A 14,064-nucleotide genomic window follows, 5' to 3' on the forward strand; every position below is an offset into this window, starting at 1 on the left:
CTGTGCGGTTCGCCGGAGCCGGTCATTCGGCGCCGGGCACCGCCGCGTCGGGGGACGCGGCGGACTGGAGGGGGCTGAGCGTGCGCTCCTGCTCCGAGAGGTAGGGGCTCAGCTGCGGCGGGTCGATTCCGAGGACCACGTCCGAGACGACGGTGCCGTCCGAGAGCCGGTAGTTCGCTCCGACCACGGCGAGGGCGCCCGTGGCGACCGCATCGGCGATGAGGGGGGAGCGCTGCAGCATCTCGGCGACCGTGTCGCGCAGGTGCTCGCGGCCGACCACGAGGGTGTCGGTGGCCGAGGGGTCGACGAGGACGCGACCGTCGGGCTGCGGCCCGACGACGCGGCGCACCGCGGGGATGATCGGCTCGATGAGGTGCTCGATGTGCGGCGGGAGGCGCTGGGCGCCCGGTGCCTGCGACTCGATCGCGGCCTTCACCGCTCCGCACTCGTCGTGGCCGAGGACCAGGATCAGCTTCACTCCGAGCACGGCGACCGCGTACTCGAGGGAGCCGAGGATGGAGTCGGCGATGACCTGGCCGGCGTTGCGCACGACGAAGAGGTCGCCGAGACCGAGGTCGAAGATGATCTCGGCCGCGAGGCGGGAGTCGCTGCAGCCGAAGAGAGCGGCCAGCGGACGCTGCTCGGAGGCGAGCTCGGCGCGGCGCTCGACGTCCTGGCGGGGGTGGCGGGGCTCGCCGGCGACGAAGCGCTGGTTGCCGCGCAGCATCTCCTTCCACACCCAGGCGGGCGGGCGGGACTCCCGCGGCACCGGGATGGTCTGCGGAGCGCCGCTCTCGAGGCTGTCGTCGTGGTTCGTCACTGTTCCTCCTGGCCGATCTGGGGCGAGACGGCGTCGACGACCTCGCGGATGCGCTCCACGGGGGCCGTGCCGTAGACGAGGTACGTGCTGGCGCCCTCGGTCGTCTCGAGCGCGTACGGGGTGTTGCCGGTGTCCTGTCCGGAGTCGCGGCGGTCGTAGACCGTCCACTCGCGGCCGTCGATCTGCTCGACCCCGGTCGCTCCGGCGCGGTCGAGCTGGCGGGCGACCCACGCCTCGTCGGCGTCGAAGCCTTGGCTGACGCCGATGTAGCCGGAGTCGGGGGCGGGGGTCAGCAGGCCGATGTACCAGTAGTCGATGCCGCCGTCGGTGCGGAGCTCGGCGGCGTTGGCCGACCAGCCCTCCGGCATGTCCGGCACGACGAGCGTCTCGGTCTCGCCGAGCTGGAGCTGCGAGGCGACGAGCGGGACGTCGATGGCGGGGCGGTCGGTGCCGTCGCCGCGCGGGACGATCAGGACGATCAGAGCGACGACGCCGACGGTGGCGAGCAGCGAGAAGACGAGGTTGTTCACCGTCTTGCGCTGGCGGTAGAGCCGGGAGTTCTCGGCCTTGCGGGCGGCGATCTCGGCGGGCGTCTCGGGACGGCCGAGCTCGGCGACGACCCGCGGCTCCTTGCGGCGGCTCATCCGGCGCTCGATCCCGAGCGGGCGGCCTCGAGGCGGGCGCGGGCGCCGATCAGCCACTCCTCGCAGCGCGCCGCGAGGGCCTCGCCGCGTTCCCACAGCGCCAGGGAGCGCTCCAGGGTGGAGCTGCCCTGCTCGAGCTCGGACACCACGCGCACGAGCTCGTCGCGGGCCTGCTCGTAGCTGAACTCGGAGACGTCGGAGTCGAGTCCCTCGGGAGCGGGGGAGTCGGTGCGGGCGTCGGCCATGGTGTTGATCCTATCGATCGGGGCATGCGGGGGAGGCGCGGCGGGGGAGGTCGGCGAGTGGTCAGCCGCGGCCGGCGGGATCGTCCGCGGGGCCCTCCGAGCGGGCGGCGACGGCTCCCTCGGCGAGGGTCAGGACGAGCGCCTCGCCCGCGCCGGCGTCGCCGGGCGAGCGGACGACGTGGCCCGCCGCGTTCTGCACGATCGCGTAGCCGCGGTCCAGCGTGTGCTGCGGCGACAGGGCGCGCAGGTGCCCGTGCAGGCGCTCCACCTCGAGGTGGGCGCGCTCGATCCGCCGCTCCACGAGCTCGGCCCCGCGGGCGACCCAGCGGGTGAGCTCCTCGGAGCGCTGATCCACGAGGACCCGGGGGTTGGCGAGGACGGGTCGGGAGCGCAGCTGCGACAGCCGGTCGACCTCGTGCGAGACGAGACCGCTCACCCGGGTGGTCATCCGCAGTCGTGCCTGCTGCACCCGCAGGAGCTCGTCGGAGACGTCCGGGACCACGCGCTTGGCCGCGTCGGTCGGGGTGGAGGCGCGCAGATCGGCGACGTCGTCCAGCAGCGGGCGGTCGGCCTCGTGGCCGATCGCGCTGACGACGGGGGTCGCGCAGGCCGCGACGGCCCGCACGAGCGACTCGTCGCTGAAGCCGAGGAGGTTCTGGAAGTCGCCGCCGCCCCGGGCGATCACGATGACGTCGATCCCCTCGTCGGCGTCGAGCGTGCGCAGCGCCGCGGTGACCTCGGCCACCGTGCGCTCGCCCTGCACCGCGGCGTGCACGACGCGGAAGCGGACGGCCGGCCAGCGCAGCTGGGCGTTGCGCAGCACGTCCTTCTCGGCGTCCGAGTCCTTGCCGGTGATGAGGCCCACGCCGTGGGGGAGGAACGGGAGCCGCTTCTTGCGACCCGGCTCGAACAGCCCCTCGGAGGCGAGCTGCCGTCGCAGGCGCTCGAGCTTCTCGAGCAGATCGCCGAGGCCGACGTGGCGCATCTCGAACACCTGCATGGTGAGCGTGCCGCCCTTGAGCCAGTAATTCGGCTTGACGAGCGCGATCACGCGCGCACCCTGCGCGAGATCTGCCGGGATGCGCGACCGGACGGAGGACCAGATCGTGAAGCCGACGGTGGCGTCGCCCGAGACGTCCTTCAGCTTGCCGTAGACGTTGCCGCCCGAGACGCCCCACTGGGTGATCTCGCCCTCGACCCACGCCGTGCCCAGGCGCTCGATCCAGCCCTTGAGCTTGCTCGCGAGCAGGCCGACCGGCCAGGGGTTCTCTGCGGTGGGAGGGGCGTCTGTCATCGGTGCCTTCGCTCGGGCGGGCGGTGGGGGAGCGGGGGCGATCCCGCGTCGACCACCGTACGGGATGCCTCCGACAGCGCATCGGCCCCTGCTCAGCTGCGAGCGCATAGAATCGGGGGGTGAGTCACGTCTCTATCAGCCTGCCCATGCCGCGCATGCCCCGCGCCACCGGGCGCCTCCGCGACGTCCCCGTCGACGGCGCGAAGCGCGTGCTCCTCGCCGCTCCGCGCGGCTACTGCGCCGGAGTCGACCGCGCGGTCGTCGCCGTCGAGAAGGCCATCGAGCACTACGGCGCCCCGGTCTACGTGCGCAAGCAGATCGTGCACAACGTGCACGTCGTCTCGACGCTCGAGAGCCAGGGAGCGATCTTCGTCGACGAGGTCGACGAGGTCCCCGAGGGCTCCCACATCGTCTTCAGCGCGCACGGGGTGTCGCCCGCCGTCGTGCAGGGAGCGGCCGACCGCAACCTGCAGGCGATCGACGCCACCTGCCCGCTCGTCACGAAGGTGCACCGCGAGGCCGTCCGCTTCGCCCGCGACGACTTCGAGATCCTCCTGATCGGCCACGAGGGCCACGAGGAGGTCGAGGGCACCGCCGGAGAGGCCCCCGATCACGTGACCCTGGTCGGCAGCCCCGACGAGGTCGACACCATCGTCGTGAAGGACCCGGACAAGGTCGTCTGGCTCTCGCAGACCACGCTCTCGGTCGACGAGACCATGGAGACTGTCCGCCGCCTCCGCGAGCGCTTCCCGAACCTGCAGGATCCGCCGAGCGACGACATCTGCTACGCCACGCAGAACCGCCAGGTCGCGATCAAGAAGGTCGCCGCCGACGCCGAGCTCGTGATCGTCGTCGGATCCGCCAACTCCTCCAACTCCGTGCGCCTCGTCGAGGTCGCCCTCGAGTACGGCGCGAAGGCCGCGTACCGAGTCGACTACGCGAGCGAGATCAAGCAGGAGTGGCTCGAGGGCATCCGCACCGTGGGCGTCACGAGCGGCGCGTCGGTGCCCGAGGTCCTCGTGCGCGAGGTCCTCGACGACCTCGCGGCCGCGGGCTACGGCGACGTCGAGGAGGTCAAGACGGCGGAGGAGGACCTCATGTTCTCGCTGCCCAAGGAGCTCCGGAAGGACGTCGCCGGCAAGCGCGACGCCCGTGCGATCGGCGGCCGCACCACGGCGCCGGTCCGCGGCTGACCGCTCCCTCACGCACGAGAGGCCGCCTTCCCCGAGGGGAGGGCGGCCTCTCGTGCGTGAGTGCGGCGCGCCTCAGGCGTCCAGGCCCGCTGCGCCCTGGCTCGACATGCGCGAGACGTAGTCGGCGAACGTCGGGTCGCCCAGGATCGCGATGCCGGCGACGATCATCGAGAGCACGACCGTGGCCACGATCCCGAGGATCGGGACGAGCACGGCGCGCTTGCCCGCGCGGAGCCGGCGGATCGAGATCCAGACGGCGAAGGCCACGACGAGCGACTGCGCGAGCGCGATCGCCACTCCGAGCGTGCGCGCGAGATCCGGGGACGCGTACGTGCCGATCCCCTGACTCGTGTAGAGGTCCTCGAGCGTCGTCGCGAAGCTCGAGGGATCGAGCAGCGTCGGCACGGCGAAGAAGACGCCGAGCGCCAGCAGGACGATCGTCAGCAGCCGGTCGACCGGATGCGCGGCCGTGGGCTTGGACGGAGCCGTCGCGGGGCGCGGCTCGGTCTCGGACCCGCGGGGATCGGGGACCACCGTGTCGGCCGGAGGGTTCCACGACCAGCCGGGAGGCGCGTACTCGCCGTACTGCGGCTTCGGGCGCTCGGAGCCGCCCGACTGGTCGTGTGCGTTCGTCACGGAGCGGAGTCCTACTTCCCGGAGTTGCCGGCGGAGCCGAGCTGACGGGTCGCCTCGGCGACGCGGGCGGCCATGGCGGTCTCGGCGATCTTGCCCCAGGCGCGCGGGTCGTAGATCTTCTTGTTGCCCACCTCGCCGTCGACCTTGAGGAAGCCGTCGTAGTTCTTCAGCACGGTGTCGGCGATCGAGCGGCTGAAGGCGTACTGGGTGTCGGTGTCGATGTTCATCTTCACGACGCCGTTGCGGACCGCCTCGGCGATCTCCTCATCGGTCGAGCCCGATCCGCCGTGGAAGACGAGGTCGAGCGGGAGGGCCGCGGTGCCGTACTTCGCCTGCAGGCCGTCCTGGATCTCGCGGAGGAGCTCGGGGCGCAGCCGCACGTTGCCGGGCTTGTAGACGCCGTGCACGTTGCCGAAGGTGAGCGCGGCCATGTAGCGGCCCTGCTCGCCGAAGCCGAGCGCCTCGACGGTCGCGATCGCGTCGTCGAGCGTGGTGTACAGGTGCTCGTTGATGTCGTGGGAGACGCCGTCCTCCTCGCCGCCGACGACGCCGATCTCGACCTCGAGGATCGCGTTGATGTTCTTGACGCGGGGGAGGATCTCCTTGGCGATGGCCAGGTTCTCGTCGAGGGGCACGGCCGAGCCGTCCCACATGTGCGACTGGAACAGGGGCTCGCGACCGGCCTTGACCTCCTCCTCGGAGGCGGCGATCAGCGGGTAGACGAAGCCCTCAAGCGCGTTCTGCGGGCAGTGGTCGGTGTGCAGCGCCACCGTGACCGGGTAGTTCTTGGCGACCTCGGTGGCGAACTTCGCGAAGGCGATCGCTCCCGCGGCACGGTTCTTCACGGTGTGGCCGGCGAAGTAGTCGGCGCCTCCCGTGGTGACCTGGATGATGCCGTCCGAGCCCGCCTCGGTGAGGCCCTGCAGGACCGAGTTGATCGTCTGCGAGGACGACACGTTGAAGGCGGGGTAGGCGAAACCGCCGGCCTTGGCCTTGTCGAGCATCTCTGCGTACTGGTCCGGGGTAGCGACGGGCATGGCATCTCCTTTGACGGATGAACGGGAGGGGGTCGGGCGAGGCCCGCGTCGCGGTCGAGTCTAGCGAGGCGGGTGCCAGCCTTCCCCCGGGGCGCCGAGTGGTGCCTCCGCTAGGCTTCGAGCGGGATGGGGACCCGCTCTCGCGGGTCCTGCGACGACGCCGTCTGCACGAACATCGAACGCGAAGGACTCCGCGCTGTGACCGATACCGACCACGACTCGCTCTACCTCCACCCTGATCGCAACCTCGGCATGGAGCTCGTCCGGGCCACCGAGGCCGCGGCCATCCGCGCCGTGCCGTTCATCGGCAAGGGCGACAAGAACGCCGCCGACGGTGCCGCCGTCGACGCCATGCGCACCTTCCTCGGAACCGTCAACTTCGACGGGGTCGTCGTGATCGGCGAGGGCGAGAAGGACAACGCGCCCATGCTCTACAACGGCGAGCACGTGGGCAACGGCTCGGGCCCGGCGGCCGACATCGCCGTCGACCCGATCGACGGCACCTCGCTCACCGCGGCCGGCCGCCAGAACGCGCTCTCGATGATCGCCGTCGCCGACCGCGGCGCCATGTTCGATCCGTCGGCCGTCTTCTACATGGAGAAGATCGTCACCGGGCCCGAGGGCGTCGGGATCATCGACATCGAGCGCCCGATCGGCGAGAACATCCGGGCGCTGGCCCGCGCGAAGCGGAAGCCGGTCGACGAGATGCGCATCGCGGTGCTCGACCGACCGCGCCACGCGAAGCTGATCGAGGACATCCGCGCCGCGGGCGCGGGGACGCGGCTGCTGCTCGACGGCGACGTGGCGGGCGGCATCAACGCGGCCCGTCACGATTCGCGACTGGACATGTGCGTCGGCATCGGAGGCACGCCGGAGGGCATCATCACCGCCTGCGCCATCCGCGCGCTCGGTGGCGTGATCCAGGGCATCCTGAGGCCGAAGGACGACGACGAGCGCCAGCGCGCCCTCGACGCCGGGCACGACCTCGACCGCGTCCTGCACGCGAACGACCTCGTCCGCAGCGACAACACCTACTTCGTGGCGACGGGCGTGACCAACGGCGGGCTCGTGAAGGGCGTGCGCAAGGAGGGCCACGTCATCACGACGGAGTCGATCGTCCTGCGCTCGCGCTCGGGCACCATCCGCCGCGTCACCGCGCAGCACCTCGCGGAGAAGTGGATCTAGGACTTCGGACAGGTCTCCACGGAGGGGCTCGGCGCTGCGGCGCCGGGCCCCTCCGTCGTGCGCGGTGCGGGCGTCAGGCGGTGCGCTCGTCGGAGAGGCTCTCCGGCTCGACGAGCTCGACGGCCGTGAGGCGTCTCGGCGAGGAGCTCACGCCCTGGGCGGGAGCGATCACGCGCGTCTCATCGAGGGTGTCGAACTGCCGGGCGGTCACGAGCACGCGCGACTCGAGGGAGCCGGCGAAGGCGTTGTAGGAGTCGACCGTCTTCTCGATCGACCGGCGCAGTCCCTCCGCATGATCGGCGAGAGTGCTCAGCCGCGAGTACAGGGTCTTGCCGAGGTCGAGCAGCCGCTTCGCGTCGTCCGTCAGGACGTCCTGCTGCCACGTGTACGCGACGGTCTTGAGCACCGACCAGAGCGTGACGGGGGAGGCGAGGGCGACCCGCTTGCGGAACGCGTACTCGAGCAGGGTCGGATCGGCGTCGAGCGCGCTCGCGAGCAGGGGCTCGCTCGGCACGAAGGCGATGACGAACTCGGGGCTGGCGGGCAGGCCCGACCAGTAGGACCGCGCGGCGAGGGCGTCGACGTGCCCGCGGAGCGCGCGCACGTGCGCCCGGAGGAGGGCGGCGCGGCGCGCCTCCTCCTCGGCGCCGGCCCCCGCCGGGATCGCGCTCGCCTCGAGGTAGGCGTCGAAGGGGACCTTCGCATCGACGGCGATCGCCTTGCCCCCGGGGAGCCTCACCACCATGTCGGCCCGGCCGCGTCCCGCCTCGCCCTCGAGGCCGAACTGCACGTCGAAGTCGACCCGCTGCACGAGTCCGGCCGCCTCGACGACGTTGCGCAGCTGCGTCTCGCCCCAGGCACCCCGGCTGGAGTTCGAGCGCAGCGCCGACGCGAGGGTCTCGGTCGTGGAGCGCAGCCGCTCGCCCGCCGCCCGCTGGCCCTCGAGCTGCTCGGTGATCGCTCCGAACTGCTCGGCCCGCTCGCTCTCGAGCCGCCGGACCGCCTCCTGCATGCCGCGCAGGCTCTCGGCGACGGGGGAGAGGGTCTGCAGGATGCGGGCGTCGTGCCGCTCGCGCTCGGCGACCGCGCGCAGCTGCTCCTGGAGCTCGCGCACCTGGTCGCGGGCGCTGCCCAGCTGCTCGCGGTACTGCTCCACCACGGCCTCGTGGCGCTCCTCCAGGCCGTCGGCCCGGGCGCTCGCGGTGGCGAGCTCGAGGGCGATCGCCTGATCGGGGGTGCGGGACCGGGCCCACAGGGCGACGGCGAGACCGGCCAGCAGGGCGCCGATGACGAGTCCGACGAGGAAGGAGGTGTCCATGCGGCGATGACACCACGGACGTCCGACATCCGAGCGGGACGTCAGCGGCGCGGCGCCCGGACGAGGGCCAAAGGGGTCGTCCCGGTGCGAATAGGCTTCAGAATCATGGGGAATCACCGCCGTCCATCGCGCCTGCTCACCGCCGTCCTCGCCGTCGCCGTAGGGCTGGGCACCGCTCTCGTCCCGGTCACCGCGGCCTCCGCGGCCGAGGACGTGCTGCCGCCCGCGTCCGTGCTCGTCGAGCCCGGCACGGCCGACGCCTCCGTCTCGGTCGCCGACGAGGAACCCGGCGACGTGAAGGTGCAGTACGCGGCCGAGAGCACGAAGAGCTTCCGCGCGGGCTTCATCTTCAGCGACGCCAACTTCTTCGACAGCGACGCGAAGACCGTCGCCCAGATCCAGGCGACGCTGGACGACAAGGGGCGCAACTGCTCCGGCACGCCCAACGGGGTCCCGTGCCTGAAGGCGTTCAGCCAGGCGACGCCGACGAAGGCCGCCGACCCGATGTGCAAGGAGTACCGCGGCAGCGCGAGCGAGTCGGCGGCGACGATCTTCGTCCGCGTCGGCGAGGCCTGCGGCATCAATCCGCTCGTCCTCGCGGTGCTCGTGCAGAAGGAGACGAGCCTGGTCTCGACCACGAGCCCCACGGAGCGCCTCTACAACCGCGCGACCGGCTTCAACTGCCCGGACGAGACCGGCTGCAACAACGGCTCCGCCGGCTTCTTCACCCAGGTCTACGGAGCGGCGCGCCAGTTCAAGAAGTACGCGAACCCGCCCGGATCCGACCAGAACTTCACCGCCTACGCGGCGGGGACCTCGCCCAGCATCCTGTTCAACCCCGACCGCTCCTGCGGCTCGACGCAGGTCGCCATCCGCAACCAGGCCACGGCGAACCTCTACTACTACACGCCCTACCAGCCGAACGACTACGCCCTGACGAACACCGGCAACCAGGCCTGCGCCACATACGGCAACATCAACTTCTGGTACATCTTCAGCGACTGGAACGGCTCCCTCGCCAACGCCGGAGTCGCGCCCGCCGGTCGCGTCGACACGCCCCGCATCTCGGGCGGCACCCTGACCGCCGCCGGCTGGACCGTCGATCCCACGACCCAGCGCGCCGCCCTCGCGACGACCGTCACGATCACCGCGCCGGACGGGTCGAAGACGGTCCGCACGGCGACGGCGAACGGCAATCGCAACGACATCCCGGGCGAGTACCCCGCCGCCGGGTCGAACCACGGGTTCACCGTCACGGCGCCGGCGCCGGCCGTCGGCACCTACACGGTCTGCGTCAGCGCGGCCTCCGTGGAGTGGAACCGCTGGGTCGGCACCGGCGACTCCCGCGGCCCCGGCTCGAAGGACCTCGGCTGCTCGACGGCCAGCAGCCAGGGCTCGATCCAGGTCGACCGACTCGCAGGCAAGGACCGCCAGGAGACGGCGGTCAAGGTCTCGCAGTCCACGTTCTCGGCCGGGGTCCCGGTCGTCTACATCGCGACCGGGGTCTCCGCGCCGGACGCGCTGAGCGCCGGGCCCGCTGCCGCGAAGCAGGGCGGCCCCCTCCTCCTGGTCGACCGCGACTCCATGACGCAGCCGGTCCGCGACGAGCTGTCGCGCCTCAAGCCCGCGAAGATCGTCGTCGTCGGCTCGCCGCTGAGCGTGAGCGAGGCGCTCAAGAACGACCTCGCCCGCTACACCGGCTCGATCCAGCGCATCGGCGGCAGCGACCGCTACGACACCTCGCGCAAGATCATCGAGTACGCCTTCCCGCAGGGCTCCTCGAAGGCGTGGATGGCGACGGGCGAGAAGTTCCCCGACGCTCTCAGCGCCGGAGCCGCGGCCGGCACGGCGAAGGCGCCGGTGATCCTGGTCAACGGCGGTCTGCCCGCCGCGGACGCGACGACGAAGAACCTCATCACGAGACTCGGCGTGACGACGCTCACGATCGCGGGCAGCGCCCTCTCGGTCAGCGAGGGGATCAAGAACTCCCTCCCGATCGCCTCGACGCGGATCGGGGGCAGCGACCGCTACGACACCTCCGAGAAGCTCAACCGGGCCGCTTTCGGCACCGCGCGCACGGTGTACTTCGCCACCGGCGAGAACTTCCCGGATGCTCTCGCGGGCGCCACCGCCGCCGGCTACACCTCGAGCCCGCTCTTCGCGGTGCGGAAGGACTGCGTCCCCCAGGCGGTGCTGGACGACCTCACCCGCTTCGGCGCGAAGAAGGTCGTCCTGCTCGGCGGACCCAGCACGCTCTCGGACTCCGTGGCGCGCCTCGTCTCCTGCGGCTGAGCGCGTCGGGGGTGCCCGCTAGCGTGGAGGGATGAGCTCGACCGATCCCTCCCCGCGCGACGTGCGACGTCGGCGGGGAGGAGCGGCGGTGCTCGCCGCGCTCGTCGCGGCGGTGCTGCTCGCAGGGTCGAGCGACCTCGCGGCGGCTGCGGCGACTCCCGCCCCGAGCGCCGGCATCCGCATGTGGACGGACCTCTCGGGCGGTGTCGACGGCTCCGGCTTCGCGCCCGGCGACATCGTCTCGGACGCCGTGTTCTTCGACGGCGACGCGCTGGCTCCGACCGCGATCCAGGCGTTCCTCGACGCGCGGGTCCTCGAGTGCGAGGGCGAGGGAGTGCCGTGCCTGCGCGACTACGCCGAGGACACGGGCGATGTCGCCGCCGACGAGCAGTGCGCCGCCTACGCGGGCGGCGAGGCGCAGTCGGCCGCCGAGATCATCGGCGGTGTCGCCGCCGCGTGCGACGTGAGCCCGGCGGTGCTCCTGGTGCTCCTGCAGAAGGAGCAGTCGCTGGTCTCGGACAGCGCCCCGAGCGAGCGGCAGTTCCGCAGCGCCACGGGCTACGGCTGCCCGGACACGGCCGACTGCGACAGCGACTACTTCGGCTTCTTCGGGCAGGTCTACGGAGCGGCGTGGCAGTTCCAGCGCTACGCGAACCCGGACAGCAGCTTCGACTGGTACCCCGTGGGGGAGACGAGCGAGGTGCAGTACTCGCCCGACGCCTCCTGCGGCACCGCGCCCGTGTTGATCGAGAACGCGGCGACGGCGGGCCTCTACTACTACACGCCGTACCAGCCGAACGCGGCGGCGCTCGAGAACCTGTACGGCGAGGGCGACGCCTGCTCCGCCTACGGCAATCGCAACTTCTGGCGCCTGTTCAGCAACTGGTTCGGCGACCCGCGCGCGGAGGCCTGAGTCAGGCGGCGACGGCTGCGGCCGGACGCAGCCGCTTCAGCGCCACTCCGGCCAGCTCGCCGAGCTCGGCCATGCTGCCCGCACCGTGGCGACGGGCGGCGTGGACGACGATCGCGGCGCACGCCTCGGCGTCGGCGGACGCGTCGTGGTGGCGGAAGTCGTCGAAGCCGGCGGCCCGCGCGACGAACGGCAGGCGGTAGGACTCGAGCTCGTACGTCCTGCGCGCGAGCTGCAGCGAGCAGAGGTAGTCGTACTCGGCGTGGTCGAGCGCCGTCGCCGCGCAGGCCGCGCGGATGACGCCCATGTCGAAGCCGGCGTTGTGCGCGACGAAGACGTCGCCGTCGGCGAACGCGGCGAGATCGGCGAACTGGTCGCTCCAGCCGAGCGCGGTGCGGACGTCGGCCTTGCGGATGCCGTGGATCCGCGTGTTCCACTCGAGGAAGTCGTCGTAGCCGAGCGGCGGGCGGATGAGCCAGCCCGCCCGGTCGACGACGCGGCCGTCCCGGACCTTCACGAGCCCGACCGAGCAGGCGGAGGCTCCGTGCGAGTTGGCGGTCTCGAAGTCGATGGCGGTGAAGTCGATAGGCACGACTTCACCCTCTCACGCACCTCCGACGCGGCCCGCGAGCGGCACGCGGGTCCCGCTCCGCCACGCCGTAGGATGGATGCCCGTGGCTCTCACTATCGCAATCGTCGGTCTCCCCAACGTCGGCAAGTCGACGCTCTTCAACGCGCTGACCAAGAACACGGTGCTCGCGGCGAACTACCCGTTCGCGACGATCGAGCCGAACGTGGGAGTCGTGAACCTGCCCGACCCGCGCCTCGAGGTGCTCGCGGGCATCTTCGGCTCGGAGCGCATCCTCCCCGCGCCCGTCTCGTTCGTCGACATCGCGGGCATCGTCCGCGGTGCCTCCGAGGGGGAGGGGCTCGGCAACAAGTTCCTCGCCAACATCCGCGAGGCCGACGCCATCGCGCAGGTCATCCGCGGCTTCGAGGACTCGGACGTCGTGCACGTCGACGGCAAGGTCGACGCCGCGAGCGACATGGAGACCATCAACACCGAGCTGATCCTCGCCGACCTGCAGACCCTCGAGAAGGCCGAGGCGCGGTACGAGAAGGAGCTCAAGGGCCGCAAGATCGAGCCGATCGTGCTCGAGACGGCGAAGAAGGCGCGCGAATTCCTCGACTCCGGCAAGCCGCTCTCGGCGACCACGATCGACCTCGAGCCGATCCGCGAGCTCGGGCTCCTGACCGCCAAGCCCTTCATCTACGTCTTCAACGTCGACGAGGCCGTGCTGACCGACGACGCCCGCAAGGCCGAGCTCTCGGCACTCGTCGCTCCGGCTCAGGCGATCTTCCTCGACGCCAAGATCGAGTCCGAGCTGATCGACCTCGACGAGGCCGACGCGGCCGAGATGCTCGAGTCGACCGGTCAGACGGAGTCGGGCCTCAACCAGCTCGCGCGCATCGGCTTCGACACGCTGGGCCTGCAGACCTACCTCACGGCCGGCCCCAAGGAGACCCGCGCGTGGACGATCGGGAAGGGCTGGACCGCTCCGCAGGCGGCCGGCGTGATCCACACCGATTTCCAGAAGGGCTTCATCAAGGCCGAGATCATCTCGTTCGACGACCTGGTCGAGACCGGCTCGATCGCCGAGGCCCGCTCGAAGGGCAAGGCCCGCATCGAGGGCAAGGACTACGTCATGCAGGACGGCGACGTGGTGGAGTTCCGCTTCAACGTGTAGGCGGGCCTCGGCTCGTCGAACCGCTCTCGGCTCGCAGGATCTGTGGATTCCTGCGAGCCGAAGCTGTTTCCACGGGCCGGAGTATCGGCGCGACGACGGCATCCGCAGCGGGCTGTTGACCGCGGTGTGGTATCAGGTTGGTATCATAGACGCATGGCGATGACATTGAGGCTGACCGACGAACAGGAACGCGTCCTCGCGGCTCTCGCCGACTCGCAGGGCATCAGCAAGCAGGAGGCGACGGTGCGCGCGATCCTCGAGGCGGCAGATCGGCGAGTGCAGCGGGCAGATGTCGCCGAGCTCTCGGCCCGTGGGCGCGAGCGGTACGCGGCGCTGCTCGACAGGCTCGCCCAGTAGTGCGCTACCTCGGACTCGAAGATCTGCTCGCGATCGCCGAGGACCTCGGAGTCGCATCGGTGCGGGACCTCGGACTGCTCGACTCCGCCGCCCACCGACCGCAGTCCTCGCTGTACGGTCGCGAGGCCTACCCGGGCATCCATCTGAAGGCAGCGGTACTCCTCGAGTCGATCGTCCGCAACCAGCCGCTGGTCGACGGGAACAAGCGGCTCGGCTGGCTCTCGACGGGGGTATTCCTCGGGCTCGACGGGCTCGATCTCGACGCGCCGGACGACGAAGCGTACGACCTCGTGATCGGCGTCGCCACAGGAGGCGTGGTGGCGGAGGACAGCGCCGGGAAGCTCGGCGACTGGACGAGGCCGGTCGGCTGATCACTCGATCCGGA

15 protein-coding genes are annotated in these 14,064 nt (G+C 71.3%); 7 read left to right on the forward strand and 8 right to left on the reverse strand.

Annotated features, from left to right (window positions below):
- Positions 1-22 precede the first annotated feature (22 nt).
- The 4 genes from NB037_RS01105 to xseA form a co-directional block, all read right to left on the reverse strand.
- Positions 23-727: a carbonic anhydrase gene (locus NB037_RS01105; protein ID WP_251943051.1), complete on the reverse strand. Its 705-nt coding sequence runs from the start codon at positions 725-727 to the stop codon at positions 23-25.
- A gap of 89 nt (positions 728-816) precedes the next feature.
- Complete coding sequence (locus tag NB037_RS01110) at positions 817-1,464, reverse strand: DUF4245 domain-containing protein (protein WP_251942835.1); 648 nt, start codon at positions 1,462-1,464, stop codon at positions 817-819.
- Positions 1,461-1,709, reverse strand: a complete 249-nt coding sequence (locus NB037_RS01115; RefSeq protein ID WP_207404841.1) for an exodeoxyribonuclease VII small subunit — start codon at positions 1,707-1,709, stop codon at positions 1,461-1,463. The genes NB037_RS01110 and NB037_RS01115 overlap by 4 nt, the downstream gene beginning before the upstream one ends.
- Positions 1,710-1,770: 61 nt before the next feature.
- A complete protein-coding gene (xseA, locus tag NB037_RS01120) occupies positions 1,771-3,003 on the reverse strand; it encodes an exodeoxyribonuclease VII large subunit (RefSeq protein WP_251942837.1) in 1,233 nt (410 codons plus the stop codon).
- A gap of 146 nt (positions 3,004-3,149) precedes the next feature.
- On the opposite strand from xseA, the gene NB037_RS01125 reads away from it, so the two are divergent.
- Complete coding sequence (locus NB037_RS01125; protein ID WP_251943054.1) at positions 3,150-4,196, forward strand: 4-hydroxy-3-methylbut-2-enyl diphosphate reductase; 1,047 nt, start codon at positions 3,150-3,152, stop codon at positions 4,194-4,196.
- Positions 4,197-4,268: 72 nt separating this feature from the next.
- On the opposite strand, the gene NB037_RS01130 is transcribed toward NB037_RS01125, so the two are convergent.
- Entirely contained in the window at positions 4,269-4,832 is a 564-nt protein-coding gene (locus NB037_RS01130; protein ID WP_251942840.1) for a DUF6264 family protein, read from the reverse strand.
- A gap of 11 nt (positions 4,833-4,843) precedes the next feature.
- A complete protein-coding gene (gene fbaA, locus NB037_RS01135; RefSeq protein ID WP_207404834.1) occupies positions 4,844-5,869 on the reverse strand; it encodes a class II fructose-bisphosphate aldolase in 1,026 nt (341 codons plus the stop codon).
- A 252-nt stretch (positions 5,870-6,121) separates the two neighbouring features.
- Between fbaA and glpX the strand changes: the two genes are divergently transcribed.
- Positions 6,122-7,054 carry a class II fructose-bisphosphatase gene (glpX, locus tag NB037_RS01140; protein WP_242683115.1) on the forward strand — a complete coding sequence of 311 codons (933 nt, stop codon included), beginning with the start codon at positions 6,122-6,124 and terminating at the stop codon, positions 7,052-7,054.
- 73 nt (positions 7,055-7,127) lie between these two features.
- Here glpX and NB037_RS01145 read toward each other — a convergent pair whose 3' ends face one another.
- Entirely contained in the window at positions 7,128-8,372 is a 1,245-nt protein-coding gene (locus tag NB037_RS01145; protein ID WP_251942842.1) for a DNA recombination protein RmuC, read from the reverse strand.
- A 105-nt stretch (positions 8,373-8,477) separates the two neighbouring features.
- Here NB037_RS01145 and NB037_RS01150 point away from each other — a divergent pair, with 105 nt between their 5' ends.
- Both NB037_RS01150 and NB037_RS01155 read left to right on the forward strand, forming a co-directional pair.
- Positions 8,478-10,664: a cell wall-binding repeat-containing protein gene (locus NB037_RS01150; protein ID WP_251942844.1), complete on the forward strand. Its 2,187-nt coding sequence runs from the start codon at positions 8,478-8,480 to the stop codon at positions 10,662-10,664.
- A 31-nt stretch (positions 10,665-10,695) separates the two neighbouring features.
- Positions 10,696-11,577, forward strand: a complete 882-nt coding sequence (locus NB037_RS01155) for a hypothetical protein (protein WP_251942845.1) — start codon at positions 10,696-10,698, stop codon at positions 11,575-11,577.
- Between the two features lies 1 nt (position 11,578).
- Here NB037_RS01155 and NB037_RS01160 read toward each other — a convergent pair whose 3' ends face one another.
- Positions 11,579-12,166, reverse strand: coding sequence for an exonuclease domain-containing protein (locus NB037_RS01160; RefSeq protein WP_251942847.1), 588 nt, complete (start codon positions 12,164-12,166; stop codon positions 11,579-11,581).
- Between the two features lie 82 nt (positions 12,167-12,248).
- On the opposite strand from NB037_RS01160, the gene ychF reads away from it, so the two are divergent.
- The 3 genes from ychF to NB037_RS01175 all read left to right on the forward strand — a co-directional run bounded on the left by ychF (position 12,249) and on the right by NB037_RS01175 (position 14,050).
- Entirely contained in the window at positions 12,249-13,322 is a 1,074-nt protein-coding gene (gene ychF / locus NB037_RS01165; RefSeq protein ID WP_077221952.1) for a redox-regulated ATPase YchF, read from the forward strand.
- A 153-nt stretch (positions 13,323-13,475) separates the two neighbouring features.
- On the forward strand, positions 13,476-13,679 hold the full coding sequence (locus tag NB037_RS01170; RefSeq protein WP_251942849.1) for a CopG family transcriptional regulator: 204 nt from the start codon (positions 13,476-13,478) through the stop codon (positions 13,677-13,679).
- Positions 13,679-14,050, forward strand: coding sequence for a type II toxin-antitoxin system death-on-curing family toxin (locus NB037_RS01175; RefSeq protein ID WP_251942851.1), 372 nt, complete (start codon positions 13,679-13,681; stop codon positions 14,048-14,050). Before NB037_RS01170 ends, NB037_RS01175 begins: the two co-directional genes overlap by 1 nt.
- Positions 14,051-14,064 lie beyond the last annotated feature (14 nt).

Origin of the sequence: Rathayibacter rubneri (genome assembly GCF_023743255.1) — a bacterium.
Taxonomy (GTDB): Bacteria; Actinomycetota; Actinomycetes; order Actinomycetales; family Microbacteriaceae; genus Rathayibacter; species Rathayibacter rubneri.

Excerpts from the sequence above, each read along its gene's own strand:
- NB037_RS01150 (WP_251942844.1), top strand. The coding sequence starts at position 8,478 with ATGGGGAATCACCGCCGTCCATCGCGCCTGCTCACCGCCGTCCTCGCC.
- NB037_RS01145 (WP_251942842.1), bottom strand. The coding sequence starts at position 8,372 with ATGGACACCTCCTTCCTCGTCGGACTCGTCATCGGCGCCCTGCTGGCC.
- NB037_RS01110 (WP_251942835.1), bottom strand. The coding sequence starts at position 1,464 with ATGAGCCGCCGCAAGGAGCCGCGGGTCGTCGCCGAGCTCGGCCGTCCC.
- NB037_RS01155 (WP_251942845.1), top strand. The coding sequence starts at position 10,696 with ATGAGCTCGACCGATCCCTCCCCGCGCGACGTGCGACGTCGGCGGGGA.
- NB037_RS01125 (WP_251943054.1), top strand. The coding sequence starts at position 3,150 with ATGCCGCGCATGCCCCGCGCCACCGGGCGCCTCCGCGACGTCCCCGTC.
- NB037_RS01115 (WP_207404841.1), bottom strand. The coding sequence starts at position 1,709 with ATGGCCGACGCCCGCACCGACTCCCCCGCTCCCGAGGGACTCGACTCC.
- NB037_RS01105 (WP_251943051.1), bottom strand. The coding sequence starts at position 727 with ATGCTGCGCGGCAACCAGCGCTTCGTCGCCGGCGAGCCCCGCCACCCC.
- xseA (WP_251942837.1), bottom strand. The coding sequence starts at position 3,003 with ATGACAGACGCCCCTCCCACCGCAGAGAACCCCTGGCCGGTCGGCCTG.
- glpX (WP_242683115.1), top strand. The coding sequence starts at position 6,122 with ATGGAGCTCGTCCGGGCCACCGAGGCCGCGGCCATCCGCGCCGTGCCG.
- NB037_RS01170 (WP_251942849.1), top strand. The coding sequence starts at position 13,476 with ATGGCGATGACATTGAGGCTGACCGACGAACAGGAACGCGTCCTCGCG.
- fbaA (WP_207404834.1), bottom strand. The coding sequence starts at position 5,869 with ATGCCCGTCGCTACCCCGGACCAGTACGCAGAGATGCTCGACAAGGCC.